Origin of the sequence: Enterococcus sp. DIV1090 (assembly GCF_050537975.1) — a bacterium.
Lineage (GTDB): Bacteria > Bacillota > Bacilli > Lactobacillales > Enterococcaceae > Enterococcus > Enterococcus faecalis.
The window spans coordinates 605,416-632,313 of sequence record NZ_CP172917.1; the positions used below are offsets into that span (position 1 = coordinate 605,416).

The 26,898-nt window shown below is 36.6% G+C and carries 22 protein-coding genes; 13 read left to right on the forward strand and 9 right to left on the reverse strand.

Annotated elements, in window-relative coordinates; genetic code table 11:
• Nucleotides 1-3 precede the first annotated feature (3 nt).
• The 5 genes from IGL48_RS02965 (at nt 4) to lepB (ending at nt 3,828) form a co-directional block, all read left to right on the forward strand.
• Entirely contained in the window at nt 4-381 is a 378-nt protein-coding gene (locus IGL48_RS02965; RefSeq protein WP_002355729.1) for a type II toxin-antitoxin system PemK/MazF family toxin, read from the forward strand.
• Nucleotides 382-698: 317 nt separating this feature from the next.
• Nucleotides 699-1,394 carry a hypothetical protein gene (locus IGL48_RS02970; RefSeq protein WP_002378072.1) on the forward strand — a complete coding sequence of 232 codons (696 nt, stop codon included), beginning with the start codon at nt 699-701 and terminating at the stop codon, nt 1,392-1,394.
• Between the two features lie 24 nt (nt 1,395-1,418).
• Complete coding sequence (locus IGL48_RS02975) at nt 1,419-2,714, forward strand: hypothetical protein (protein WP_010824448.1); 1,296 nt, start codon at nt 1,419-1,421, stop codon at nt 2,712-2,714.
• Complete coding sequence (locus tag IGL48_RS02980; protein ID WP_002366259.1) at nt 2,695-3,021, forward strand: hypothetical protein; 327 nt, start codon at nt 2,695-2,697, stop codon at nt 3,019-3,021. Before IGL48_RS02975 ends, IGL48_RS02980 begins: the two co-directional genes overlap by 20 nt.
• Nucleotides 3,022-3,078: 57 nt before the next feature.
• The gene (gene lepB / locus IGL48_RS02985; protein WP_016630533.1) at nt 3,079-3,828 is read left to right on the forward strand and encodes a signal peptidase I; all 750 of its coding nucleotides are present in this window, start codon (nt 3,079-3,081) and stop codon (nt 3,826-3,828) included.
• Between the two features lie 52 nt (nt 3,829-3,880).
• Here lepB and IGL48_RS02990 read toward each other — a convergent pair whose 3' ends face one another.
• On the reverse strand, nt 3,881-5,359 hold the full coding sequence (locus IGL48_RS02990) for a helix-turn-helix domain-containing protein (protein ID WP_010824450.1): 1,479 nt from the start codon (nt 5,357-5,359) through the stop codon (nt 3,881-3,883).
• A gap of 173 nt (nt 5,360-5,532) precedes the next feature.
• Between IGL48_RS02990 and IGL48_RS02995 the strand changes: the two genes are divergently transcribed.
• From IGL48_RS02995 to IGL48_RS03015, 5 genes are all read left to right on the forward strand, one after another.
• Nucleotides 5,533-6,285 (forward strand): tyrosine-protein phosphatase, encoded by a 753-nt coding sequence (locus tag IGL48_RS02995; RefSeq protein ID WP_010824451.1) that lies wholly within the window; start codon nt 5,533-5,535, stop codon nt 6,283-6,285.
• 78 nt (nt 6,286-6,363) lie between these two features.
• On the forward strand, nt 6,364-6,594 hold the full coding sequence (locus IGL48_RS03000) for a hypothetical protein (RefSeq protein ID WP_002355737.1): 231 nt from the start codon (nt 6,364-6,366) through the stop codon (nt 6,592-6,594).
• A gap of 120 nt (nt 6,595-6,714) precedes the next feature.
• A complete protein-coding gene (locus tag IGL48_RS03005) occupies nt 6,715-9,414 on the forward strand; it encodes a YhgE/Pip domain-containing protein (RefSeq protein WP_010824452.1) in 2,700 nt (899 codons plus the stop codon).
• 220 nt (nt 9,415-9,634) lie between these two features.
• Nucleotides 9,635-10,804: a cation diffusion facilitator family transporter gene (locus IGL48_RS03010; RefSeq protein WP_002386999.1), complete on the forward strand. Its 1,170-nt coding sequence runs from the start codon at nt 9,635-9,637 to the stop codon at nt 10,802-10,804.
• Between the two features lie 297 nt (nt 10,805-11,101).
• On the forward strand, nt 11,102-12,925 hold the full coding sequence (locus IGL48_RS03015; RefSeq protein ID WP_002379167.1) for an APC family permease: 1,824 nt from the start codon (nt 11,102-11,104) through the stop codon (nt 12,923-12,925).
• A 34-nt stretch (nt 12,926-12,959) separates the two neighbouring features.
• Here the strand turns inward: IGL48_RS03015 and IGL48_RS03020 are convergent, their stop codons facing one another.
• The 6 genes from IGL48_RS03020 to IGL48_RS03045 form a co-directional block, all read right to left on the reverse strand.
• Nucleotides 12,960-13,424, reverse strand: a complete 465-nt coding sequence (locus IGL48_RS03020; RefSeq protein ID WP_430601658.1) for a GNAT family N-acetyltransferase — start codon at nt 13,422-13,424, stop codon at nt 12,960-12,962.
• 71 nt (nt 13,425-13,495) lie between these two features.
• Complete coding sequence (locus IGL48_RS03025) at nt 13,496-14,158, reverse strand: ABC transporter permease (RefSeq protein ID WP_002363261.1); 663 nt, start codon at nt 14,156-14,158, stop codon at nt 13,496-13,498.
• Nucleotides 14,159-14,161: 3 nt separating this feature from the next.
• Nucleotides 14,162-15,082, reverse strand: a complete 921-nt coding sequence (locus IGL48_RS03030; protein WP_002355743.1) for an osmoprotectant ABC transporter substrate-binding protein — start codon at nt 15,080-15,082, stop codon at nt 14,162-14,164.
• A gap of 2 nt (nt 15,083-15,084) precedes the next feature.
• Nucleotides 15,085-15,720: an ABC transporter permease gene (locus IGL48_RS03035; protein ID WP_002355744.1), complete on the reverse strand. Its 636-nt coding sequence runs from the start codon at nt 15,718-15,720 to the stop codon at nt 15,085-15,087.
• Nucleotides 15,721-15,723: 3 nt separating this feature from the next.
• Nucleotides 15,724-16,917 (reverse strand): betaine/proline/choline family ABC transporter ATP-binding protein, encoded by a 1,194-nt coding sequence (locus IGL48_RS03040; RefSeq protein WP_002397965.1) that lies wholly within the window; start codon nt 16,915-16,917, stop codon nt 15,724-15,726.
• A 626-nt stretch (nt 16,918-17,543) separates the two neighbouring features.
• On the reverse strand, nt 17,544-18,434 hold the full coding sequence (locus tag IGL48_RS03045; protein WP_002366267.1) for a ring-cleaving dioxygenase: 891 nt from the start codon (nt 18,432-18,434) through the stop codon (nt 17,544-17,546).
• A gap of 165 nt (nt 18,435-18,599) precedes the next feature.
• Between IGL48_RS03045 and queA the strand changes: the two genes are divergently transcribed.
• Complete coding sequence (gene queA / locus IGL48_RS03050; RefSeq protein ID WP_002355747.1) at nt 18,600-19,631, forward strand: tRNA preQ1(34) S-adenosylmethionine ribosyltransferase-isomerase QueA; 1,032 nt, start codon at nt 18,600-18,602, stop codon at nt 19,629-19,631.
• 343 nt (nt 19,632-19,974) lie between these two features.
• Here the strand turns inward: queA and IGL48_RS03055 are convergent, their stop codons facing one another.
• A complete protein-coding gene (locus IGL48_RS03055) occupies nt 19,975-20,280 on the reverse strand; it encodes a helix-turn-helix transcriptional regulator (protein ID WP_002355748.1) in 306 nt (101 codons plus the stop codon).
• A gap of 822 nt (nt 20,281-21,102) precedes the next feature.
• On the opposite strand from IGL48_RS03055, the gene IGL48_RS03060 reads away from it, so the two are divergent.
• Both IGL48_RS03060 and IGL48_RS03065 read left to right on the forward strand, forming a co-directional pair.
• On the forward strand, nt 21,103-23,748 hold the full coding sequence (locus IGL48_RS03060) for a calcium-translocating P-type ATPase, PMCA-type (protein ID WP_002355749.1): 2,646 nt from the start codon (nt 21,103-21,105) through the stop codon (nt 23,746-23,748).
• A 333-nt stretch (nt 23,749-24,081) separates the two neighbouring features.
• On the forward strand, nt 24,082-26,088 hold the full coding sequence (locus tag IGL48_RS03065; RefSeq protein ID WP_010712076.1) for a KUP/HAK/KT family potassium transporter: 2,007 nt from the start codon (nt 24,082-24,084) through the stop codon (nt 26,086-26,088).
• 69 nt (nt 26,089-26,157) lie between these two features.
• Here IGL48_RS03065 and IGL48_RS03070 read toward each other — a convergent pair whose 3' ends face one another.
• Nucleotides 26,158-26,856, reverse strand: a complete 699-nt coding sequence (locus IGL48_RS03070; protein ID WP_010712077.1) for a helix-turn-helix domain-containing protein — start codon at nt 26,854-26,856, stop codon at nt 26,158-26,160.
• Between the last annotated feature and the right edge of the window lie 42 nt (nt 26,857-26,898).

The window sequence follows — 26,898 nt, forward strand, 5'->3', positions numbered from 1 at the left end:
ACTATGGTCAAACGCGGAGATATTTATTTTGCAGACCTTTCCCCAGTAGTGGGCTCGGAACAAGGTGGCGTCAGACCTGTCCTTGTTGTCCAAAATAACTTAGGTAATCATTTTAGCCCAACGATTATCGTTGCGGCGATCACAGCCAAAATGGCAAAGCCAAAATTGCCAACACATATCGGGATTAATTCTGATGAAACAGGCATTGAAAAAGATTCAGTGATTCTTTTAGAGCAGATTCGAACAATCGATAAGGGCCGCTTGAAAGAAAAAGTTTGTCATTTGAGACTTGATATTATGGAAGAAGTTGATCGTGCCTTAGGCATCAGTGTTGGACTTAGTAGCGATTCAGCCCCAGCAAAAGCAAATTCAGCTACATAAAGAACGATAGCTACTATGAAATCAACAAAGACTAATTAGATTTTTTAAAAAGCGACTGATTGAATTTGGTTCGCTAAACATAGTTTGAGTAAAAGCGAGAGAGATGGCCAAGTGGCATCTCTCTTTTTTGTTTTATATTTTAAAAATTAAAATATAAATATAAAATATAAAATTTTATCATCGCATTTTAAATAAAGTTGTTGGCAAGGCTCAAACGGAATGTTACAATCAATACTATATAGAGTTTTTAAAGAGCGTAACAGGTGATTTTACAAGTTTTGATTGTCGAGCGATGACATAAAGGAGATTATATTTGTATGATGATTGTTGTACTTTTAATGAGTAGTTGCTTATTTTTATTTGTAAGCTATCAATTGTATTTGCGATTACTTGTCGAAAAACTGGATTCAGAGGACCGGACATTAAAGAGGAAAATAAATTTCTATAAGTATCAGAAAAATAGTCGTTTAATGATTTATTTATTGTTTAGTGTTTGTCTACTTAGCGTATTATTGTTAGGAATTGTTTATACATATTATCAATTAAATCAACGAAATATCCGCATGGAACAGCGGATCGAGCGTTTGGCACAAGGCCAAGCTACTCAAGGTGACAAAATAAAAAAACAAGCGATTAAAAAAACAGCCTTAAATCAGTTTCCCTGGAAGCAAGCTGTTTCGGCAGAATCGGCCGCTGTCTTGACTAATTATGAATTACAATTAGCGCGTGAATGGCGTCCTTACCTCGGAGAGACGAGTATCACAATGATTAGAAGTGAAAAAACACAAACATTGACACTGTCTGTTTTTTCAGTTGGCTTAAGTTACCATGAATTTCAAACAGGCCAAGACAATATTGTAGCACTTATTGCAGCGTTGAATTCAGTTAAAGAAATTACCATGATTGATTTTAATTTTACTTATCGAGATCAAGAGCAAACCCTTGTCAAATCCATTGATACGTATGCTCGTGAGACGCTTGAAACAAATTTGGAGCCTGTCGTGATTAGTTAAAAGGATGAGAGAAAGGACATATATATGACAAAAAGACGTTTAATTAAAAAAATTAAAGATATTTCGGATGATACGCTTGAAAAAGAAGTCTTTTTTCAGCCAGGATTCGAACCAGAAAAAATAATTAGCGGAATCAAACCAGAACAACAGGAAAAAGAAATGGCGACGTTAAGAGAAAGGCTCGCCTACTATCAGAAAAAAGAAACAGCCTTTAAAAAACTTCAAGAAGAAAATGAGCAATTAAAGAACCAACAAGAAACGGAAAAACAAGCATTAGAAGAAAAAAATCAGTCATTACTTGAAATACTAAATCAAAAAGAACATGAAATTTTTGAATTGGAAGAGCAACTGGAAACGAACAGTGAAACCACGACAGAGGCTACCACTCTTCAAACAAATCTGCAAAACGCAGAAAAACAATTAACCACTGTACATAATCAAATGGAACGTTTAGAAAGTGAATTAACGCAGCAAGTGGCAGAATTAGAAAAAGAATCGGCTGAACAGCAACAACATATCCAGACATTACACAACCAGTTAGCAGAAGAAAAAGGAAAGTTGGAGAAAAAAGGGGATATTACAGGAATGGAAAAGCAAGTAGAAACGTTAACGACAGAATTAGAAGAAAGCAAAACGACTCAACAAGCATTGCAGGAACAAATTGAAAAACTAACTGTACAATTACAAAAAGTAGAAGTCGAAAAACAAGCCTTACAAGAGGCTGTCCAACAAGAAGTGATTGTGAAACAACGCATGGCGGAGTTAAAGAATGAGCTTCAAAATAGTTTACAGCAAAAAAATGAAGCAGAAGTAAAACTAGGTCGACTACAAGGTGTCAATGACAAACATCTTGCTGAAAAGCAAGTTTACGAAGGGGAATTAGCTGCTCTAAGAAAGAAAGTAGAGGCCAAAGAAGACAATTTAGAACAAGTTCAAAAAGAATTGAAGACACTACAAGCCGTTTCAAAAAATATTGAACCGAGTAGTGAGCAGTTAACAGAACTGCTACGCGCAAAACAGCAAATTAACGATTTATTAATGAAAAATCAGCAATTACAAGAAGAGGCTTTAAAATCGCAACAAGAAATTGGCGAAGTGATGGTTTCTGCCAAAAAAGAAGCTAATCGGATTGTTAATGAAGCGAAAGTAGAAGCAAAACACCTAATCAATTCTGCAGAATTAGAAATGTTAAATATTGGTAATCGAGCGAAAAGTATTTCGAATGAAGTCGAAGCGTCAAAAGTAGAAGTACTTGAGATTTATCGCGAATTAGAGGAACGCTTAACTAAACTGACACGTCTTGAACAAGATAACTATTAATAAAATGGTCAGTAAAAAGTTAATGGGAGCAAGGAAACTACATTGTCTCGGGGTCCTTTTTTTAGCTGTTACACTAAGTGGCTCTGCAGAACGATTACAGGCTGCTGTTGTCTCAAAGGAAGAGCAGTCACTAAGGCAACCGCTTATCAGGAAAAACATAGTAACAGAGAAGAGCGAATATCTTGTACAAGCAAATCAAAGTATCTGGGAGCTGGCACAAGATGCGCAGAAACCACTGAATCAGTTTATGAAGGAGAACCAGTTACGTAGTAGTTATATAAAAAAAGGAACGCAATTAGTTAAATAGAAAAAAGGAGCAAGAAAGGAAAAGTTTATTTAAGAAGCTTTTCCTTTTAAGAAAACGATGGAAGAATGGATAAAGCCAGTTATGCGAACAATTCGCCACATTAAGCGCGCCTTCTTGAAGCAAAAGTTGCCTGCGACATATCAGCTAAAAAAGCAAAATGCTAACACAGCAATGGAATATTTGCTTGAGCAAACAGATAACCATCAATCAATAAGAGGACCAAAAAGAAAAATGACTGCTGAAGAGATTAAAAAAAAGCGGCAAGCCTACCAAAAGAAACAACGCATCCAAGTCGTTAAATTTTTTATGCCAGCTATTCTTTTCGCCATTTTTGTGTTCTTTTTTGTGTTAAAGACATCTAGCTACCCAATTGCTGGGCAATCCATGAAGCCGACACTTAATGCAGGGGAACGAGTCTTAGTACAACGGACGAAGCAAGTAACAAGGTACGATGTGATTGCATTTAAAGCACCGCTAGCTAGCAAAGGTACGTACGTCAAGCGAATTATCGGGGTTCCTGGTGATCGAATTTGGGTAAATGAGGGAAAACTTTATCTTTCAGAAGAACCTATAGCAAGCGATAATGAGGCACTGCCTGAGAATGCCAGTCGTTTTGACTTATCAGAAGAAGCAGCAGCCCAACTTCGCCTGTTTCAGAAGATTCCAGCCGGTCATTACTTTGTCTTAGGGGACAATCGTACGCATTCAAGTGATAGTCGTACGTTCGGCTTTGTCGAGATACAAGCGATTGAAGGAATCGTGGTATTTAAAATGGCGCCATTTAAGGAAATAGGGAAAGTAAAATAAAAAGCTTAAGTCAGCCATCTGAGAGTAGGGTACTTAAGCTTTTTTTTGGAGATTATTTGCCCAATAACAATTGAATGATTTTTTCAATTGATTGCAGGTCATAACGATTACTAATATCCGAAAAAATATAGTAATGGTCATACTGGGCAACGAGCGGTTCATTATTGGTATTCATTAAAAGCAAATCATAATGGTTTTCTGCGTTGTAAGGCTCAATTTTCAGCGGATATTTTCCAACGATACTCTGTTGTATTTTTTGTGCTACCAACTCGCTATAAGCACTGCTCAGTGAGTGATAAACGCCAATGGTTATTTTTTTTTCATTTAATTCAGCAATGTGATTCAAAATAAGCGTATAATTAATTTCAGTAAATTGATTTTGGTACTTAGAAGCAGTGGCTTCTGTGGCAAAGTTCGTTGTAGCGATCTCCACTAATTCGTAAACTTCACTTTCGCTAAAAGGATGACGTAAGACTTTCAAAAGTGACTGAATCGTCCAATAATCAAAGGGTAAAATAAATCCTGAAAAATAATAGAGTTGCGCATGTAATTGGAAAAGTAAATTTTCAATATAAAGTAGCCGAATAGGCAGCACGTAATGGGATAAATAACCACGTGCTTTAAGGTACGTTAAAATGACCCGGTTCATTTCGTTAAGATACGTTTTTTCAATTCGTTGTTGTTTTGCTAAACGAAAGGCGAAAGCAGCATTCGCAGAATAATTATGCATGGAACAAAAAAAGTCATAAAACATATAGGCTTCATTGATTGTATATGGACGGTCGATTCTTTTCATATATGTATGTATAGATAAATTAATTTCTTCAAATAAAGGTCGATCGAGTTGGACATCATGCGGACTAATCGTTGGCAAAGGTTCTAAAACCATACGACGAAAAGAAATTTTCATCCAAAGCTTAATTTGAAGAATTTCTGTATGGTCAAAGGTAATTCTGGGGATTTCTTGTAATATCTCGATTAATCCTAGGTATTGATTGGCCAGTTCTTTTTCTAAATCTGTTTTTTCTTCAAAGATAAACCAGAAAAAATTAAAAAAGAAAAAGCGAATTTGTTTTTCTTCGCCGATAAGTTTTCCTCGTTTGATACATAAATTAAACTCATTGAGTAAGTCATTTAATTCAACGATTTTTCGATAATAGGTAGCAGAGCTGATGGCATAATTCTGTTGGAAATACCCGCCATTTATTTTATTTTTATGAAAGAGTTGCTGAACCATGTGAAACTTAATAGATTTATTCAAGAACAACATGATCATTGCTTTCATGGAAAAGGTTGGTGCTTTATTTAGATAAAGGGTATCACCTAGTACAGTCACGGTGAGGCTTTCTTGAAGTTGCTCTTCTTTCAAAAATTGTTCTAAAAAAGAAAGATACTCATTCAATGTTGGTAAACTAATATTGAAAAAATCTACTAATTCATTTCGTGTCGCTTGGCCTTTATTATTATATAGGAACAATAGAATATCATTCATATAATCATACGGTTTTTCTAAAAAATCTCGTTTTAACATCGTTGCTCACCTCTCTTTTAAGAATACTGTATCTATGATAAAATGGCAATAAACAACTGATAAAAAGATTGTTTTTTGAAGTGTTTTTTATTATCATTTAGAAAAAGAAATAAAAAGAAAAAACAAAGTATTTAAATGACAACAAAATAATTAAAATGAAGGAGTGACAGAACATGAACAGCGTAGTAAATTTTAGAGATATTGGAGGATTTCCAACGCAACAAGGTACATCCGTCAAGACAGGGCATTTTTTTCGGAGTGGTGAACTCGTCAATATTGCACAAGCGGATCAACAGAAACTGGTAGAGGACTATCAAATTAAACGAATCTATGATTTTAGAAGTGCAGCAGAAACGCAAGAACGACCAGATGATTCAATTCAAGGAACCAACTATCTACATATAGATATTTTGGCCGATATTCGGGCGCAGACTGCTTCATTAGAAGGAATGCTTAAAACGGTTGGTTCACCCGATGAAGCAATGGACATGGCTTATAAGGAAATGGTTCTTTCCAATTCGGGGCGCAAAGGTTACCAAACATTTTTTGAAAACTTTTTAAGTTATCCACAGGAAGCTATTTTATTTCATTGTTTCGCAGGAAAAGATCGAACAGGAATCGGCGCAGCCTTGATATTAAGTGCTTTAGGTGTGGAACATTCTTATATTTTAGAAGATTATTTAAAGACGAACGAGCAAAGAAAAGCTGCTAACGAGCAAATTATTGCACAGTACCAAGCAAATGGAACACCTCCAGCAGAAATTCAACAATTAGAAACGCTGCTTTATGTGAAAAAAGAGTACTTAGCGACCGCTTTACAGGCGATTGAAAAAGAATTTGGTTCGGTAGAGGGCTATTTAAAAGAGGGACTCGGCTTACCTTTATCCGCCAAAAAAGACATGCTAAGTCTGTACACAAAATCATAGATCCTAAAAAAAGGACTATCCTTTCTAAAAAAGAAGTTTTATAATAGAAAAGAATCTGTTTGTAAGGAGGGATAGGGAATGAAAGAAGGACAAGAACAATTCTTAACGTTCATACTAGATCGAACAAAAGAAGATAAAAAAGAAAAAATGCAAGCGCTACTTGCAGAAATGTTTGAACGCCAACAAACAGGCAAATTAGATAAAATGTACTTGATGACAAAAGCACCAAAACTTTTGGCTTATTTAAAACCAGAAGCCATTGATGAAGTTAAACAAGTCGTTTCGGAATTTTCTAAAAATATGAAATAAACAATCTTAGCTTGAACTTACGACATTTTAAAAATGTGTCGTAACATTCAAGCTTTTGTTTGTTATTCTCTTGTATTTTATGCTAAAGTTATTCAGGCACAAAAAAAAGCAGGTGATTTTATGAAACATATAAAAAATACATGGGAACTATTTATTTTAGATTGGAAAAGAATTTTTAAAAACCCAGTAGCAACATTTTTGATTGTTGCCTTAATGATTATTCCATCATTATATGCATGGTTTAACATTAAAGCACTATGGGATCCGTATTCAAATACAGGAGAGTTACCAATAGCGGTCTATAGTGATGACCAAACAGCAACTTTTCAAGATAAATCGGTCAATATTGGTGATGAAGTCTTGAAAAACTTGAAGAAAAATAAGCAATTAGGTTGGCGTTTTGTTGATTCGAAAAAGGAATTAGACAAAGGAGTCCAATCAGGAAAATATTTTGCCGGGATTTATTTACCTAAAGATTTTTCCAAGGATTTGCTAAGTTTTACTTCTGGTGATATCAATAAACCTAAAATTGAATACTCAATTAACGAAAAAATTAATGCAATTGCGCCGAAAATTACGTCAAAAGGCGCTTCTTCCATTCAGTCACAAATTTCGGAAGAATTCATCAAAACGGCAAGTAGTACGTTAATCAAAACATTCAATGATATTGGCTATGATATTGATAAAAACATGGTTAGCATTCAAAAAGTTAAGAGCATGATTTTAGATACAGATGCCAACATTGGAACCATTGATACGTACGCAAAACAAGTCACAGACTTACATGGTAAGATGCCTGAGCTAAAAGAAAAATTAGCGAAAGCCAACGATGCGATGAAATATTTACCTGAAGTTGATGCTTTAGGAGAGAAGATTGTTGAGCTAAATGGCAAAATGCCAAGCATCAAAGAACAAGCTAGTGTTATTTTGACGTTACAAGAAAAAATTCCAGAAATTCAAAACGCTGGCCGACAAATTGCTATGATTGATGAAGACTTTGCCTCTGTGGAACAAACAATGAGCGAAGGAATCCAAGAAGCAAAACAAGGATTAGAAATCATTCAACAAGTTCAAACGGCGTTACCAGATATTCGTAAACTAGGTGATCAAGCCAATGATTTAGGGAATGTCACATTAGATGGCGCCAATAAATTGCAAGAGGCGTTACCAAGCATTACGAATAGCGTGAATGTAACAATTGAATCATTACAAACGATTAGTTCAAATATAAATTCAATTGCTGGCCAAATTAACCAATTAATCGCAGACGGTGAATTAACACCAGAAGAAAGACAACAATTAGGTGAAATTTTAAATCGCTTTTCTGAAAGTTTGACCAATCAAATTGTAGCGGCCAATCAATTAATTGATACATTAACAAAATTACAAGAAGCTGCTGGAAATAATGATTTAGCAATACCTATTCAAGGGTTAAAAGATTTAATTAGCGTTCTTACAGGGCTACAAAAACGTATCGATGAAATTGATGTAAATTCAACAACTGTAGAGGATATAAAAAACGTAGTTAAAGAAATCCAAATCGTTTCTAAGGAAGTTTCAAAGTCTCTTTCAGGTGTAACTGCCAATAACGTAAGCAACACTGTTAGCAACATTACAAGTAAATTAATTGCTACCATCCAAAACGCTCAAGGTCAACTAAACAAAGCGCAACAAATTGACTTTGAAGGGTTATTGAGTTCAACAAGTCAAACGGTCACTAATGCGATTTCTTTATTAGAAAAATATCAAGCCGAAATGCCGGCAATTAAACAAGAAATTCATGATGCGAATACGATGTTGAATGGCAATATGGAAACCATTGTCAATGGCATTAATCGTGGTGCTGATTTGTATAAAAACGATTTACCAGTCATTCAAGACAAAGTCAGCAAAGCGGCAGCCTTTATGCAAAATGACTATCCAGGTATCCGAAAAGATTTAACGAATACCTTGAAAACAGTCAATGAGAAAATGCCAGATGTTGAAGCGGCCTTAGACAAAGCCAACGAGCTGATTATTAATGATTGGCCAAATATCAAAACAGGATTACACAAAGCAGCGAATGCAATCCGTAAAGGTGAAAAAGAAGTTGATTTAGGTGAAATTCTTAAATTACTAAAATTAGATGCCAATAAAGAAAGTGACTTCTTTACACAACCAGTTGAAGTCAAAGAACATGCTGTTTATCCGATTGCTAATAATGGTTCGGCAAGTACGCCATTCTATACAGCTTTGTGTTTATGGGTTGGTGCTGTATTATTCTCAAGTGTTGCGACAACGGATGTTTATCTTGAAGGAAAAGATAAAAAACGCTTCTCTAAACGGGAACAATTTTCAGCACGGATGTTTACCTTCATTGTCATGGGGATTGGTCAAGCGCTGATTGTAACGCTAGGTAATTACTTTGCGTTAGGCGTAGATGTCCGTAATCCAGCGTATAGTGTCTGGTTTGCGGTATTGATTGCCATTACGTTTATGATAATGGTTTATGTGCTCGTTGCTCTCTTTGGCAATGTAGGGAAAGGAATTGCGATAATAATCTTGGTACTATCCATCTCTGGTGGGGGTGGGAACTACCCAATTCAAGTCTCAGGTAAATTCTTCCAAATGATTAATCCGTTCTTGCCGTTTACGCATGCCGTGAACTTGCTAAGGGAATCAGCAGGAGGCATTTACTGGCCAAATGCTTGGTTTGCAATTTGGATTATGGTGGGGATTTCAGTCATCTTTAGTATTGGCGGTGCAATTCTTTATCCACATCTGGAACACAGATCGAAAAAATTTGCGGCTTTAGCACAAAAGAGCCATTTATTCCATTAAAAAACAAAAAGCTGAAAACGTCTCTAGCGTTTTCGGCTTTTTGTTTTTCTTTATTTTCAAGGCAACCCTAACAAAGAAGTTTTGGGGGCTCTTGCTTTTGACTTTTTGGCAATGCTAAATAATAAAATCTCCCTCAGAAAGTGAGGTTTTTTGTGTACAAATGTATAAAAAGGTTTTATAGTATTTTTTTAAGAAATAAAAAGTGGGTAGGGGTTGTAAAATGATTCAAGCATTGCTTCAACGATATGAGAAAAAAATTGAACGTCGTAAATTGGAAAAACGAACAGCATTCGGTGCTTTTGCCGGGCGGATTGGGCTTGTTTCTAATTTATTTTTATTCGTTAGTAAATTTATGATTGGCTTGCTTTCAGGTAGTGTTTCAATCATGGCAGATGCCATTAATAGCTTGTCCGATACTATTTCTTCAGTTTTAACATTAGTCGGTTTTTATATTGCTGGTAAGCCAGCGGATAAAGAACATCCCTATGGCCATGAACGTTTTGAATATATTAGTGGAATGCTTGTATCATTAGTGATTACGTTTATTGGGTTTGAGTTTCTAACGACCTCCGTGGATCGCATCCTGCATCCAGAATCAATCAAGGTGACACCCATTTTATTTGCTGTTTTAGCTTTATCAATTGGGATTAAAATTTGGCAAGGGCTGTTTTACAAAAAAGTATCAGCAAAAATTGATTCTCAAGCATTAGTTGCTTCTGCTAAGGATAGCTTTAATGATGTTTATACTACATTAGCTGTTTTGATTTCTGCATTTATTGAAGGCGTCACTGGTTTGCGAATTGATGGATATATTGGTTTTTTAATTGCTGCATATATTATTTATAGTGGCTTGCAGTTAATTCGCGAATTTATTAATGAGTTGATGGGCATGCGTCCGAGCCAAACAGAAATTGATGAAATGAAGAATGTCTTATCAAAAATGGAAACAATTGTAGGGTATCACGATTTACTGATTCATAATTATGGTCCCAGCCAAACGTTTGCGTCTGTTCACATTGAAATTGATGATCGCTGGGATTTAAATAAAGCCCATCAGACAATCGATGCGATTGAAGCGAAGTTTAAAGAAGAGTTGGATGTTAATCTTGTTTGTCATATTGATCCAGTGAATTTATATGACCCAACACAACAATTTGTTCATCAAACAATCAAAAAGATTATTCGTTCTTTTGATGCGTCTTTAAAAGTCCATGATATCCGCTTAGTTACCCATGGTGAAGAACCGAAGATTTTGTTCGACTTGGTTTTACCTACAGAATCAAAATTATCTGAATTTGAACTGGGTGTGGAAATTCAGCGGCAAGTTTATGAAAAAATTGGTCGTTATAAAGTGGAAATTACCTTCGATCATACGTACTTGTTACAATAAAAGGGAATAATTAACTAAGTTTTTAAGCGTGAGCCAAAAGGTCAAATAGACTTTTAGCTCTCGCTTTTTTGTTTAGAGAATGCAAATCCTTTTGTTATCTGGATTCTCTTGATAAGATAAAGGAAGCGGGGGACTTTAAATGAGTGTCTGATTAAAAAAAGATGGTGATTTTTTTATCTTTTTCAGTAACAAAAATCAATTGACTTTTCATTGTGAGAAGCGTAGCATATGGATTTGTTTGATAAAAAATAATGAAAAAAGTGAGCGGGTCACTCTAGAGAAAAGGAGTAGAAAAAAATGGCGGATTTAAAACGACTGTTCATTGGGAAACCATTGAAATCAGCCGAAAATGATGAACATAAATTAAGCAGATTTGCAGCGCTTGCGTTGTTATCTTCTGATGCACTTTCATCCATTGCGTATGGTACAGAACAAATAGTGGTGGTTCTGGTTACTTTGTCGGCGGCTGCGATTTGGTATTCATTGCCAATTGCTGCATTTGTTATTATTTTACTTATTTCTTTAACATTGTCGTACCGACAAATTATTCATGCGTATCCGCATGGCGGCGGCGCATACGTTGTTAGTAGTGAAAACCTCGGCAGAAATGCCGGTTTATTGGCTGGTGGTTCGTTGTTAGTCGATTATATGCTAACAGTAGCCGTTTCAGTTTCAGCGGGTGCAGAGGCGATTATATCAGCGATTCCAGCGTTATATGGTCATCAAGTAGCAATTTCTATTGGGATTGTGATATTGATTACCTTAATGAACTTGAGGGGCCTGAGAGAATCAGCTTCGTTCTTAATGTTGCCAGTGTATAGTTTTATCGCAATTATTACCTTACTGATTGTTGTTGGGCTATTTAAAATTGTGACTGGCGCACAGCCATTGAATGCGACAGCTTTACCAGGAGCCGTGGTTCCAGGAATTTCTATTGCCTTAGTTCTACGGGCTTTTTCATCTGGTTCTTCTTCCTTAACAGGGGTCGAAGCAATCAGTAATGCAGTGCCATTCTTTAAAAAACCACGAGCAAAAAATGCTGCTGGGACGTTAGCGTTAATGGCAACGATTTTAGGGTTCTTCTTCGTGGGGATTACGTTTATTAACTATTGGTATGGGATTGTGCCAAAAGAAGAAGTGACAGTTCTTTCACAAATTGGGAAAGCGGTCTTTGGCCAAAATATTTTATATTATTTATTACAGTTTGCGACAGCCTTAATTTTAGCGGTTGCCGCTAACACAGGATTCTCAGCCTTTCCAGTGTTGGCTTATAACTTAGCAAAAGATAAGTTTATGCCGCATATGTATATGGATCGTGGCGACCGTTTAGGCTATTCAAATGGTATTTTAACTTTAGCTGCTGGTTCCATTGTTTTATTATTGATTTTCCAAGGTTCCACAGAACGTTTAATCCCATTGTATTCAATTGGTGTGTTTATTCCGTTTGCTTTGTCTCAATCGGGGATGGTTGTAAAATGGCGAAAAGAAACTAAAAATTGGTTGCCAAAATCAATTGCTAACATTGTCGGCGCCTTTATCTCTTTCGCGATTATCGCCATTTTGTTTATTTATCGATTAGGGGACATCTGGCCGTTCTTTATTATTATGCCGGTGTTGATTTATGCATTTTATCGGGTCAATACTCACTATAAAAATGTGGCGGAACAGCTACGTTTAGAAGATGGGGCACAGTTGCATGAGTTTGACGGGAATACAGTTATTGTTTTAGTAGGGAACGTAACCAAGGCAAATGTCGGCGCCTTGAACTATGCGCGTTCCATTGGTGATTATGTTGTTGCCATGCATGTCTCAATGGATGAAAACGTTGAGAAGGAAAAAGAAATTCAGGAAGAGTTTAAAAAACACTTCCCGGACGTTCGTCTATCAATTGTCCATTCTTCGTATCGTTCACTGCAAAATCCTATCTTACGTTATGTTGATTTGGTTAGTAAAAATGCCACGAAGCATAACTACAGTACAACAGTTTTAGTACCACAATTTGTACCAAATAAACGTTGGCAAAATATTTTGCATAATCAAACAAGTTTACGCTTGCGGATTCGTTTAGCGTGGCGGGAAAATATTATTGTGGCTACCTATAGTTATCACTTGAAAAAATAAATAAAAGTCTGCCATCTTTTGATGGCAGATTTTTTTATTGACGTAATTGTTTTTGATAAATTCTAGCGCAAGACTGCTCTTCGGTGGTTACCATTGTCAAAAATTCCCAGTCATATCTTTCATAAAAAGTAGTATGGTCTGTAAGCAAATAAAGCTTTTTAAATCCAGAATTAGCAAGAAAATCACCAACTGTTGTTAAAAGAATTCCTGCTAAGCCTTGGTGACGAAATGTTGGTTCGACATACAATGCACAAAGGTTTGGCGTAAGGTCTGCACGATTGTGGAAGTCATTATCAATTACGCCCACGCCTGCAACGATGTCCTGTTGTTTATTCAAGCAGACCCACCAATGAGGTACGTGGTTTTCGCTAGTTAGCATTTCCTGCATACTTGCTTGATACGCTTCAGCGGGGATTTGCCACTTTTGGCTAAACCATTGAGCAGCTGACGGAATTAAGTGTGGTTGTTGGTTTAAATCGATAACAGTATAGTTAGACATTATTGATCTCCTAGATAAAAGAACAGATCCCATTGAAAAGAAACAATGTTGGATCTGCTCTGTATTTTTTATTAATTGGAATGTTTGCTAGCTGGGTCTAAACGACGTTCAATAATCCCTAGAACCCAATCTGTGATAATCGCCATAAAGGCCGTTGGTAAGGCACCGACTAAAATGATAGAAGCACCATCTGTGGCATTGGTTCCACGAATAATAATATCCCCTAAACCACCAGCACCAACGAAAGCACCAATCGCAGTAATCCCGATTGCGACGACTAACGCATTTCGAATACCTGCCATGATTACTGAAACAGATAAAGGTAACTCGACCATATAAAGAAGTTGTACTTTTGTCATACCCATTCCTTTACCAACATCTAAAATATTGCGATCCACTTGAATCATGCCAGTGTACGTATTCTTGATAATTGGCAGGAGAGAATAAAGGAAGACTGTTACAACCACCGTGTTGACACCTAAGCCCATCCCCAACATTAAAATCGAAAGCATTGCCAAAGCTGGTACTGTTTGGATAATGTTCGCTAAACGGATAATCCAGTTGGCTAAGCTACGTTTACGTGAAATCATAATCCCGATAGGAATCCCGACAATTGCAGCAAAGATTACGCCATAAATCGAAATTAAAAAGTGACGTAAAAATTGTTGAAAGACGTAGCCGCCATTTTGTTGGAAATAGTAGATAAATTGTTGGAATAAATTCATATTATTCATCTGTTACTCCCCCTCAAAATAGTTATTTTCTTTTAAGAAACGTTCGGCTACGACAGCAGGTTCAATTAAATCATTATCTGCTTGATAGTTCAATTCTTGCATTTTTTTGGTAGAAATTTTACCATCTAAGCGATTTAAGACATCTTTAATTTCCGGCGTTTCTTTTAATAATTTGTCACTAACCACAGGAGCGGCATCATAAGGCGGGAAAAAGCGCTTGTCATCTTTTAACATGACTAAATCGTAACTACCAATCCGGCCATCTGTTGAGTAACCTAAGATAACGTCCATTTTTCCAGCGTTGACTGCATCGTACACCAAGCCAATTTGCATTGGTAAAATAGATTTAAATTGGAAGTTGTATTCCTTTTTAAAGCCTTCATAACCGTCGCCTTCACGTGTGATCCACGCAGTATCGACACCAGCAACTAATTTGTCTGCGACTTTCCCTAAATCACTGACTGTTTTTAAATTGTATTTCTCAGCCGTTTCTTTTGTAACTAAGAATACATAAGTATTTTCAAACCCATATGAAGGGAACCAAGTTTGTTGATAACGTTTTTCAAATTCTGATTGAACTAGGTTAAACGCTTTTTTAGGGTCTTTTTCCGCTGGTAAGCCCAGCGTAGTGGTCACGTCAGTACCAGTATAACGAGCTGCAGAAATTGAGGCATCTCCGTTTAACATTGCTTGGTGATTGATGGTAGTAGTGGCTAAGTTGTTAATCACATTTGTTTTTTTATCTGTGTAATGCTCAACCATATCCGCTACAATGCTCCCTAAAATCTGCGCTTCTGAAGTAATCCCACCTGTAATGGCGACAGTGTTATCATCAGAAGTTGAAGCGAGACCAGGTAAAGAACAACCTGCCAATAAAAGTAAACTGCTTAAGAAGAGTAAGCTTAACTTGAGTTTCTTTTTCATCATTATTCGCCCTCCCTTAAAGCTTTTGGCGTTAAACGATTTTCTAATAATCCAAGAAGAACATCTGCTAAAAGTGCTAAAATAGTTACTGGAATAGTCCCGCCAAAGATTAATTCTGGCTGATAGTTATTTAATCCACTGAAAATCATATCACCAAGACCACCTGCACCAATATAAGAAGCCAGTGTAGCCCAAGCAATGACATAGACAGCAGCTAAACGAATGCCGGCCATAATTGTTGGCATGGCAATGGGTAATTCAACACTAAAAATAGACTGTAAATTGGTCATGCCCATGCCTTTAGCAACATCTCGGTAATTTTCATCGACATTTTTCATTCCGATATACGTGTTTCTTAAAATAGGTAGAAGGGAATAGATGAATAGCGCGATAATAGCGGGTGTTTTGCCGACACCAAAAATTGGAATCATCAAAGCTAATAAAGCCAACGAAGGAACCGTTTGTAAGGCACTTGTTAAACCAATGACAATATTGGCTACTTTGGGCAAACGTGTTAACCAAACGCCAACGGGCACAGCGATAGCGACCCCTAATAAAAGTGCAAAGAATGAAATATAAATATGTTCAATACTTTTTGAAATCATTTCTGATCCATATTCTTGAAAGAAGCTACTCATTGCTTACGCCTCCTCTTTATCAGTTTCGGACTCGCTTTGTTTTGCTTCTACAGCTTCACTAATCGTTGTTTCATCGCCCCAGATAACATCATAAACAATGTCAACAAGGGAAGCACGTGTTAAGATGCCCACCACTCGTTTTTGTTCATCAACGACTGGCACATATTTTAAGCCACGTTTTAAGATTCTTTGTAAAGCATCACGTAAAAGAGCGGTTTTTTGAACAAAGAAGACATCTTTATTCAAGATATCACCAACACTAGAAGCTTTGCCACGTTGCTGATCTAATGTTTCAACATCGATAAAGCCTTTAAGCACATGGGAATTATCAACAACTAATAAGGTATCAACCCGTTTTTCACGCATCAATTTAATCGCTTCTTGTAAAGATTTTTCCGGCGTGATAGTAATTGCTGAATTTAACATGACTTCATCCACTGTGGTGAAATCAGGTTTGGCTTGTAATAGGCGATCTTCTCCGATGAGTTCTTCTACAAATTCATTGGCTGGATGACGTAAAATATTATCTGGTGTGTCAAATTGAATTACTTTGCCTTCGCTCATAATGGCAATTTTATTTGCTAATTTCAACGCTTCATCCATATCATGGGTAACAAAGACAATAGTTTTTCCTAAACGTTCTTGCAAATCTTTCACTAAATCTTGTAATGAATCACGGGTGATAGGATCTAAAGCACCAAAAGGTTCATCCATTAGAATAATATCTTGATTGGCAGCTAAAGCCCGCACAACGCCGATTCTTTGTTGTTGTCCGCCAGAAAGTTCATTGGGATAGCGGTCCAACATTTCTCGTGATAACTCAACCAAATCAATCATTTTTTCGGCTATCTTATTGCGTTCTTCCACAGGTACTTTTAATAATTTAGGCACTAAAACGATATTTTCACGAATGGTCATGTGAGGCATCAAGCCGATATTTTGAATGACATAGCCAATTTGGCGACGTAGCTCTACAGGATTGATTTTTTGAATATCTTGGCCATCAATTAAAATTTTTCCTTTTGAAGGGTCGGTCATGCGGTTAAGCATCCGCATTGATGTTGTTTTTCCACTACCACTTGTTCCGATGAAGCAGATAAATTCACCTTTATCGAAAGACAAATTAATGTCATCAACGGCGACTTTTCCGCCTTTATAAAATTTTGATACATGCTGAAATTCTATCAACTTACTCACCTCAACTAAATATTTTGAAAATGTATCTTATTACTAGTATGCTATAAAAATGCGATTTCGACAAATGTAATCTATTTTTAATGGGAAAAAGAAGGCGGTAAAATTTTTTTAATTCGTTCTAAAAAAAAGAAAAGATAACTATTGTTTAGTAAAAGTTATCTGAACGAAACAAGATGTTAAAAAGAGTATTCTGAGAAGGGGAAAAAGCCGCTATAACAAAGAAAAGTGTCCTTTATAGCAAGTTGACGGGAGCTGAGTTTTTCATTAGAATGGAAAGAGAACAAGGGAATAAAATAAAAAAAGGCGCTTCATGATTTAGCGGCAACTAAATCACGAAGCCTTGAATAGTCACCTGTGCAAGTGGACCATCAAGTTGCCCGTTCAATCAATGGAAACCATTGATCACTTTTATTTTACTGAATTTTTGAAAAAATTACCAGTTTTTTTAAGGAGTAAGAAGTGGAAGAACGAAGGATGCTTTTTATGGAATGTGCAATGACGTTCAGAAAAATCTGAAGGTCATTTTTTATTCTCTTGTTCAAACATTCAAACATAGGGGAAGAGAGACGGACGTAATTTTGTCACCGATTATTACGTCCGTCTTCCGTTGTTTTCTAAAGCGTTGGTTACATGTCTTTGTAGAGGTTGGCTTCAATTGCAGTCCGTTTTGGTTCTAAAAAAGGTGGTAAAGCCAACGTTTCCCCTAAATGTTCCAGAGGCTCATCCAATGTAAAGCCAGGAGTCAAAGTAGCAAATTCAACCCGATTCCCGCCTGGTTCACGAATGTATAAACTTTTAAAATATCCACGACTTACATACATTTCAATCTCCCAGCCTTGTGCTAAAGCGCGCGTGTGTAGTTCTTGTAATGCTTCATCATCAGCTACAGAAAAAGCAATATGATCCATACTGCCACGCCCCATTCGGCTTGTTTTATCCGACGTTGTTTGATGAACAGAAAAGCTTTCCGTCTCACTTAAAATAATCGTATTGCCAACTGCTTGCCAACCAAGAAATGTTTCAAAAAAGGCCAAGGTTTTTTCAGAATCTGGCACATGAAATTCAGTAGAGGTCAAACCGATAATTTGAACCGCTGCTGGAATGTCGTTAGAAACAACGAGTGTTTCTTTTAATGGATTTTCAGGAACTTCTGTCAGGATAATATGCGTATCATCTGGATCACTGAAATGTAGGCTCTTTTCTTTTTTGTTAAATGGAATTTTGTTTTCTGTTAAACGTTGTTCCCAAAAGGAAAGGCTGTTTTGGGGAATTTTTAAGCCAATCGTGGCTAAATAATTTTTTTCTTCATAGCGGTTGCCTAATAAGGGCACGATAAAAAAAGTTACTAAGCTTCCCGGTGTGCCTTGATAATCGCCATAAAAATAATGAGGCATGCGATTGTTGTCTTGATTGACGGTATTTTTGACAAAGCGTAAGCCTAACAATTTTGTATAGAATGATTGGTTTTCTTGACCATGACGCGCTAATAGTGAAACATGATGAAATTGAGCATGCATTTTGAGTTCCTCCTCTAAATAACTATGTATACTTACTTAAAGTAAGTATAGTGCTTCTGACATTTTTTGACAACTATTTAGTTTGATTCAGAAGGCTGACATAGCCAGAAACAAGAAAAAGTGTTAGAATAACCAAGATAAAAACTAGTAGAAAGAGTGACGGAAATGCTAAGTACAGAAGATTTTGATTTTGATTTACCAGAAGAATTAATTGCTCAAACCCCACTAAAAGATCGCGCTAGTTCACGATTATTAGTTGTAAATAAAGAAACAGGGGACATGGAGGATAAACATTTCCATGATATTCTTGATGAATTACAGCCTGGGGATGCATTAGTCATGAATAATACACGGGTACTGCCGGCCCGTTTATATGGAGAAAAACCTGAAACAGGCGGTCATTTGGAAGTTTTACTTTTAACAAATACAGAAGGCGATACATGGGAAACCTTGATTAAACCCGCGAAACGTGCAAAAGTCGGCACGGAAATTCAATTTGGCGATGGTCGCCTAAAAGCGGTGGTTAAAGAAGAGTTGGAACATGGTGGTCGAATCATTGAATTTAAATATGATGGTATTTTCTTAGAAATTTTAGAATCGTTAGGAGAAATGCCATTGCCGCCATATATCAAAGAACGTCTAGATGACCCAGATCGTTATCAAACGGTTTATGCTGAAGAAAATGGTTCAGCTGCAGCACCAACAGCGGGTTTGCATTTTACAAAAGAACTATTAGAAGAGATCAAAGCAAAAGGTGTTCATCTCGTTTATTTAACTTTACATGTCGGTTTAGGAACATTCCGTCCCGTGAGCGTTGATAATATAGAAGAACATCATATGCATAGCGAATTCTATCGTTTAACTGAAGAAGCGGCTAAGCAATTAAATGAAGTACGCCAAGCAGGCGGTCGGATTGTTGCGGTTGGAACAACTTCTATTCGTACGTTGGAAACAATTGGCACAAAATTTAATGGTGAAATCCAGGCTGACAGTGGCTGGACCGATATTTTTATCACACCAGGGTATCAATTTAAAGTCGTAGAGGCTTTTTCAACGAACTTCCATTTACCAAAATCTACGTTAGTGATGCTTGTGAGTGCCTTTGCAGGAAAAGACTTAACATTGGCTGCTTACCAACATGCAATTGAGGAAAAATATCGTTTCTTTAGTTTTGGCGATGCAATGTTTATTAAATAAGCGACACTTTGTGAGCAGAATACTTGGGATTGAAACAAAAATATATTATGATAAACACGTGATTTTTGGAATCACAGTAAAGGTGTGCTTTATTTTTTCTTCCCCTGTAAATAATAAAGTTAGAAACCAAAACGCTACTAGGACAAAAGTGCTTAGTAGACAATCTTAGAATAAAAAGAACGGCGCAACCACGGTTGCGCCGTTCTTTTTTATGTAAGCAAAGATTAATTATTGAAACAACAATACGAAGAAGGGCTTTCTTCGTATTGCCGGTACTAAGTTGTACCTCGGCAACTCCAAGTACAATCAGAAAAATTGTCTTGTTAAGTACAGCTTATACTGTTTAGGCTTCTTGTTCTACATCGTCATTCAGTGTTTCTTTGAAGGTGAACACATCATCAATGGTTACGCCAAAGACGTTCGCGATGTCATGCGCAAGAAGTAATGAAGGATTGTACTTGTTTCGTTCCAGTTGAATAATTGTTTGTCGAGAGACACCGACTCGATTGGCCAAATCTTGCTGGGTCATACGAGCCATAGCACGATAAACATGAATTGAACTTTCAAACGAAGATTTTTTCTTTTTTCGCATAGCATTCCCTCCTTTAAAAGAAGATAAAATAGAATGTGCACCTTGAATATAACACATATGATTATTTGATACAAATATATTTTATTGCCTAAAAGAAAAAACCGAGCTTAAATTTAAGCTCGGCCTTGTTAACGGGAAGACATCAATTGGTTGAATAAGTGTTTACATTTCGCGATACATGTAAAGCAAAAGGTGAACGTGATGTGGTGAAACTAAAACCTTGTTTTCATACAGTTTCGACGCTTGGATGGTGGATAACTTGCGTTAGGTGATAACAGATAGGGTAAATGCTTTATAGAAACTCCATCCTTCTATAACCTTTCCCTATTTTCCGATACGAGTTATCACTAACAATTACTCTACACGTATTGTTTACAGGTGAATCTTGCAATTCTAACAACTTTGAGTTTACCGATTTTTATCTACTGAGAAAATCTTCAACCAATTGATTTGCATGTCCTCCTTACACTTAAAGAATAGCACTTTTTGGAAGCGTTTGCAAATTATAACACTTATTAATAAGATTAAATATAATATTTTTCTGGTTATTTTATAACATGTAAAATAAATAATCATGCGAACCAAATAACATTGTATTTTTTGTTGTTTTTGTGTTGAATATATAGAAATAAACTATTTTTTTATCAGACAAAATGAAAAAAATGTCCATTGCTTTTTGGCTGAATTCGTTTCTTTTTTCATAAAATTCCCATAATCAAATAGAAACATTGCTGTAGCAACAACGAAAATACCAGTTTTTTCTGGACATATGAGAGAACGCTAAGCCAAAGATGAAAAAAGTTGCGTGTTCAAAAAAAATCATGTTATATTTAATAGAGACACTATTATATAGGAAGAAAAAATTAGAGGGGGAATAGGATGGAAGCTTACAAGCAATCTGTCGATACTGTCACAAAAGAAGTTTCAGTCAATACTGAAACTGGTTTAACACAACAAGAGGCCCAACAACGGCTGAAAGAAAATGGCCGCAATCAATTTGAAGAGGCTAAGAAGGATTCTGTGTTAAAGAAATTTATTCACAGTTTATCTGATTTTACAACGATTATTTTATTAGTTGCTGCGGCAATTTCGTTTTATACAGCAATCGTAACAGAACATGGCGAATATTTTGAAGGAATCTTAATTATTGCAATTGTGATTATCAATGCTGTTTTAGCCATTGTTCAAGAAGGAAATGCTGAAAAATCTCTGGCGGCTTTACAAGACATGAACAAGCAAAGTAGTGCAGTCTTACGAGATGGCAAGGTAATCGAAGTCGATGCTGAAGAACTAGTAGTAGGAGATGTTCTAGTTCTTGAAGCTGGTTCAATGATTACAGCCGATGCACGACTTATTCAAGCTTCTCAAATGCGCGTAGAAGAGTCAGCACTAACAGGTGAAAGTGAACCTGTTGAAAAAGATCCTACATACGTGGGGCATGACGATGATGGCTTAGGAGATCAAATAAATATGATTTTCAAAGGCTGTACCGTTGTGAATGGCCGCGGACGAGCAGTAGTAACTGCAACAGGAATGAATACAGAAATGGGTAAAATTGCTGGGTTACTGAATAACAGCGATCAGCAAAAAACACCATTACAAAAACGCTTGAATCAATTAGGCAAACGTATTAGTTTGTTAGCCTTAGGGGCTGCAGCAATTGTTTTCATTATTGGTGAACTGCAAGGAGAACCGCTTCTTGAAATGTTTATGACAGCCGTTTCCTTAGCGGTGGCAGCTGTACCAGAAACACTAACCGTGATTGTAACGTTAACCTTAGCATATGGTGTTCAAAAAATGGCTAAGAAACATGCGATTATTCGTCGATTGCCAGCAGTAGAAACGCTAGGAACTGCGAATGTTATCTGTTCTGATAAGACAGGAACACTGACACAAAATAAAATGCGCGTCCGCCGAGTATGGCATCGTGGTGATGAAGTAACGGATACGGAAGATGCCATGACCGATGAAGCCATGGAAGTATTGAAAATGGCTGCTTTATGTACAGATGTCATTGTGGAAAAAGAAGGCGATGAACTAACTGTTACAGGGAATCCGACAGAAGCGGCAATTGTTCGTGCTGTCGAAGAAAATTATCATACTAAAGAAGAACTTGAAGAAAAATATCCTCGTATTGGTGAAATTCCCTTTGATTCAGAACGAAAAATGATGACTACGGTCCATCAATGGGGGAAAAAGTACATCTCAATTACTAAAGGAGCCTTTGATGTGTTACTACCTCGTTTTGGTTTCGGAGATGTCGATCAAGCGGCTATTGTTAATGATCGTTTCGGAAAACGAGCGTTACGAGTTATTGCTGTCGGTTATGCCGTATATGATGAACCACCCAAGGAAATTACATCAGAGGCTTTAGAAAAAAATCTTCGCTTGTTAGGCTTAATTGGCATGATTGATCCACCACGTCCAGAAAGTAAGGGCGCCATTGCTCGTGCGAAAAAAGCTGGAATTAAAACAGTCATGATTACTGGTGATCACGTGGTAACAGCCAGTGCAATTGCTAAAGAATTAGGAATTTTAAAAGATAAAAGTGAAGCCTTATCTGGTTCAGAACTGAAAAAAATGAGTGATGAAGAATTAGATAAACGGGTTAAAGATTTATCCGTTTATGCACGTGTAACCCCTGAAGATAAAATTCGAATTGTTCAATCATGGCAACGTTCTGGCGCTGTTGTAGCAATGACCGGAGATGGCGTGAATGATGCGCCAGCCTTGAAAGCTAGTGATGTCGGTTGCGCAATGGGGATTACTGGAACAGATGTGGCCCAAGGCGCTTCAGATATGATTTTGACGGACGATAACTTTGCAACTATTGTTGATGCGGTTGCGCAAGGACGTGCCGTGTACCGAAATATTCGTAAAGCCATTAACTTCTTGTTAAGCTGTAATATTTCTGAGATTTTTATTGTTTTAATTGCCATGTTACTTGGTTGGGGTGCGCCATTTACTGCAGTTCAACTGTTGTTTGTTAACGTGGTCGCAGATGGGTTACCTGGTTTTGCATTAGGAAAAGAACCAGCGGAAAAAGGAATTATGGATGAGGCACCAATCCCTAAAAACGAAGGGATTTTTGCACGAGGCTTATGGCAAAAGATTGGGATTAATGCAGCAGTGTTCACAGTCATTACTTTGTTTGGTTTTTACCTAGGTGCCTTTGTACCAGGTGTTTCAGCCTATGTTTCAAACAGCTATGAAGTTGGACAAACAGTGGCATTTTTAATCTTAGCTTATTCCTCTATCTTACATGTCTTTAATGTTCGTAGTGCGAACTCTGTTTTCCGTGTAAAATTATCAAGCAACAAGTCGCTCTTTGAAATGGTCGTTTTAGCATTATTAATTACCACAACCATTGCTTTATTACCATTCACACAAGAACTATTTGGATTAGTGCATATTAGTTTAAATCATTGGATGTTAGCAATTTTCCTATCCTTTGTGCCAATTTTCGTCAATGAAATGATTAAGTTCCATTTCTCTGAAGTCGAAGAGGAAGAAGAAGTGATTTAAATTTAACAGGAATAAAAGAAGCTACCTTTGTTCAGAAAATTATCTTAATAGTTAGCAAGTGGGGCAGCAGTCGTTTCGACTGCTGCCCCACTTATTTTTGATTTTCCTTTTTTCAAAATAGGTGGGTTTCTTATCTAAGATGGACATTCTCTAATAAAAAGACTTGCTAAACGATTTAAAACGTATTATAGTGAGTAGCATCGTTAGTCAAAAAGCGCTTTTTGACTAATGAAAAAGATATATAAAACGTTATATAATAAAGAGTTTTAAAAGTTTTTATGGAGCTGTTGGTTAAACTAAACGAAGTCATTTCTTTTGTAGGAGGAAAGTATTGTGTTACACAAAGCAGAGGGGTTTGATCGTCGGAAATTTACGATGGCAGGGATCTTAGTTGCCATGGGCGTTGTCTATGGAGATATTGGAACGAGCCCTTTATATGTAATGAAAGCCATTGTAGGAGATAATGGTGGCTTGGCACGGGTTTCTGAATCGTTTATTTTAGGTTCGGTCTCGTTAATTTTTTGGACATTGACTATCTTAACCACGATTAAATATGTTGTTATTGCTTTAAATGCTGATAACCATGGAGAAGGTGGGATTTTCTCTCTTTATACATTGGTTCGTAAAAAAAGTAAGTATTTGATTATTCCCGCAATGATTGGCGGTGCCGCTTTACTGGCTGATGGCGTTTTGACCCCAGCTGTGACAGTGACGACAGCGATTGAAGGCTTACGGGGAATTCCGGCATTTTTTGAACGTTTTGGCAATGACCAAACGATTATAGTGGTTATTACGTTGACGATTATTTTAATTCTTTTTTCTGTTCAACGATTTGGAACAGAATTGGTCGGGAAAGCTTTTGGGCCGATTATGTTCTTGTGGTTTACTTTTTTAGGCATCATTGGTTTAATGAATTTTAGCCAAGATTGGACGGTTATTCGTGCATTAAATCCATATTATGCTTTGCAATTACTAGTCAGTCCAGAAAATAAATTAGGTCTATTTATTTTAGGGAATATTTTCTTGGCTACAACTGGTGCTGAAGCTTTATATTCTGATTTAGGGCATGTAGGAAAAATGAATATCCGCATTAGCTGGCCGTATATTAAGATTTGTTTGATTCTTAATTATTTAGGGCAAGCTGCGTGGTTGTTAACGGTCAAAGAAAACCCTGAAATGCAGGCATTAGCTGAAATTAACCCATTTTTCCAAATGATTCCACAAGGTATTCTCGTATTTGGCGTTGTTTTTGCAACAATCGCCGCAGTGATTGCTTCGCAAGCGTTAATATCAGGTTCGTATACTTTAGTTTCTGAAGCGATTAAATTGAAGTTATTACCAAGACTTAAAATTATTTATCCTGGGAGCAATATCGGTCAAATGTATATTCCAGCGGTAAATTTAATTTTGTGGTTAGCTTGTTCAGCAATCGTGCTGGCTTTTAGAACATCGACACACATGGAAGCTGCGTATGGTCTATCGATTACGATTACGATGTTAATGACAACCATTTTATTGTTGTTTTATCTTTTGGATAAAATTCCAGCTTGGTCTGCGTATCTAATTTCCTTGTTCTTTGCTGCCATTGAAGTTGTCTTTTTCTTTTCAAGTGCTGCGAAGTTTTTCCATGGTGGATATGTTGCTGTGGGAATGGCAGTCTTCTTGTTATGCATCATGATTATTTGGGAACGCGGCAACGAGATTAAGGAAGCGACGGCGGAACAAGTGTCGTTGGAAAAATATGTACCACAACTTAAAGCTTTGAAAGAAGATACATCTGTACCAATGTATCAAACCAACGTGGTCTTTTTAACCTCCGATCGAGTGGACGGCGAAATTAATCGTAATATTATTTATTCGATTTTGGACAAACAACCAAAACGAGCGAATGTTTATTGGTTTGTTAATGTTCAGGTAACAGATGAACCCTTTACTCAAGAGTATTCTGTTGATATGTTAGGAACTGATTTTATTGTGCAAGTTCAGCTATATTTAGGCTTCCATATTTCTCAAGAAGTGAATGTATATTTAAGACAAATTGTTCATGACTTGATGAAAACAGGCCGCTTGCCAAAACAGCCACAACGTTATTCATTAACGCCAGGGAGAGAAGTTGGCGATTTCCAATTTGTATTAATTCAAGAAGAATTATCTAACGTTTCTGAACTGAAAAAATGGGATCGACAAATTATGCAGGCAAAATTAGCTATCAAAAACTTAACTACCTCTCCTGAAAGTTGGTTTGGCTTGGAATACAGTGAAGTCAAATATGAATCCGTTCCTTTAATCATTGGCCCACAACGGAAAACGCACTTAGTCGAACGAAAGAATCGTTCATAAATAGAAGAAATTTAACTAAAAGATTGAGCCTAAGTCCTTGAGATACATGGCTCAATCTTTTTTGTAGAATCAGAGTAAATACTGTAATTCCACAAAGAATTCATTTAAAAGCGTTTGGTCTTTAAAGGAATTCATCCGCTTAAAGATAGCCAGTAAGACTTCTTTTTGTGGTTCAGTTAATTGATTTACTTTTAACAAAGGAAGAAAAGCGATAATCAGAGAATAATCCAATTCTGGATTTTGAGAATGTGTAAATAATTCATGGAGTTCTGACAAAATAAACGGATGATAATAAGATTGGTCAGACTGTTCTTCTGCAGTTGTTGGATCATAAATAGAAATACTCTCTTGGGAATGAGAGGGGGCTTCTACTGTTAAAGGAAAAGCATAAAAGGACTGCTGTAACTTTTGCGCTTGAATCATAATTTTTAAGGAATCGTGATAGGATAGCTGTTCTTCAGATAAACGTCCCATCAACTGAGTAAAAAAAGGTGGTTTTAGCAGTTGTTTATTTTGAAAATTTTCTTTTAATAGCTGGCGCACAAATCGATCGAAATCACCATAAAGTAGCCAATCTACTGTTGTATCGCAGGCTTTAGCGATTTTTTTTAAGTATCGTTTATTGGGTAAATTCAAACCTAGTTCCCAGTTACTAATTGTACTTCCACTAGATAAACCAATTTTATTGGCTAAATAACGTAAAGTGTACTTCTTCTTTTTTCGAGCTTCACGCATGCGTGCCCCGACTTGCTTTGTAGTAATTTTCATTGAAACACTCCTTTTGTAATAAATATGAGGATAAGGTGTTCT

What these genes read in the sequence shown, in the direction of transcription:
- IGL48_RS02965 (WP_002355729.1), top strand. Translation starts at nt 4, where the DNA reads ATGGTCAAACGCGGAGATATTTATTTTGCAGACCTTTCCCCAGTAGTG.
- IGL48_RS02970 (WP_002378072.1), top strand. Translation starts at nt 699, where the DNA reads ATGATGATTGTTGTACTTTTAATGAGTAGTTGCTTATTTTTATTTGTA.
- IGL48_RS02975 (WP_010824448.1), top strand. Translation starts at nt 1,419, where the DNA reads ATGACAAAAAGACGTTTAATTAAAAAAATTAAAGATATTTCGGATGAT.
- lepB (WP_016630533.1), top strand. Translation starts at nt 3,079, where the DNA reads ATGGAAGAATGGATAAAGCCAGTTATGCGAACAATTCGCCACATTAAG.
- IGL48_RS02990 (WP_010824450.1), bottom strand. Translation starts at nt 5,359, where the DNA reads ATGTTAAAACGAGATTTTTTAGAAAAACCGTATGATTATATGAATGAT.
- IGL48_RS02995 (WP_010824451.1), top strand. Translation starts at nt 5,533, where the DNA reads ATGAACAGCGTAGTAAATTTTAGAGATATTGGAGGATTTCCAACGCAA.
- IGL48_RS03000 (WP_002355737.1), top strand. Translation starts at nt 6,364, where the DNA reads ATGAAAGAAGGACAAGAACAATTCTTAACGTTCATACTAGATCGAACA.
- IGL48_RS03005 (WP_010824452.1), top strand. Translation starts at nt 6,715, where the DNA reads ATGAAACATATAAAAAATACATGGGAACTATTTATTTTAGATTGGAAA.
- IGL48_RS03010 (WP_002386999.1), top strand. Translation starts at nt 9,635, where the DNA reads ATGATTCAAGCATTGCTTCAACGATATGAGAAAAAAATTGAACGTCGT.
- IGL48_RS03015 (WP_002379167.1), top strand. Translation starts at nt 11,102, where the DNA reads ATGGCGGATTTAAAACGACTGTTCATTGGGAAACCATTGAAATCAGCC.
- IGL48_RS03020 (WP_430601658.1), bottom strand. Translation starts at nt 13,424, where the DNA reads ATGTCTAACTATACTGTTATCGATTTAAACCAACAACCACACTTAATT.
- IGL48_RS03025 (WP_002363261.1), bottom strand. Translation starts at nt 14,158, where the DNA reads ATGAATAATATGAATTTATTCCAACAATTTATCTACTATTTCCAACAA.
- IGL48_RS03030 (WP_002355743.1), bottom strand. Translation starts at nt 15,082, where the DNA reads ATGAAAAAGAAACTCAAGTTAAGCTTACTCTTCTTAAGCAGTTTACTT.
- IGL48_RS03035 (WP_002355744.1), bottom strand. Translation starts at nt 15,720, where the DNA reads ATGAGTAGCTTCTTTCAAGAATATGGATCAGAAATGATTTCAAAAAGT.
- IGL48_RS03045 (WP_002366267.1), bottom strand. Translation starts at nt 18,434, where the DNA reads ATGCATGCTCAATTTCATCATGTTTCACTATTAGCGCGTCATGGTCAA.
- queA (WP_002355747.1), top strand. Translation starts at nt 18,600, where the DNA reads ATGCTAAGTACAGAAGATTTTGATTTTGATTTACCAGAAGAATTAATT.
- IGL48_RS03055 (WP_002355748.1), bottom strand. Translation starts at nt 20,280, where the DNA reads ATGTGTTATATTCAAGGTGCACATTCTATTTTATCTTCTTTTAAAGGA.
- IGL48_RS03060 (WP_002355749.1), top strand. Translation starts at nt 21,103, where the DNA reads ATGGAAGCTTACAAGCAATCTGTCGATACTGTCACAAAAGAAGTTTCA.
- IGL48_RS03070 (WP_010712077.1), bottom strand. Translation starts at nt 26,856, where the DNA reads ATGAAAATTACTACAAAGCAAGTCGGGGCACGCATGCGTGAAGCTCGA.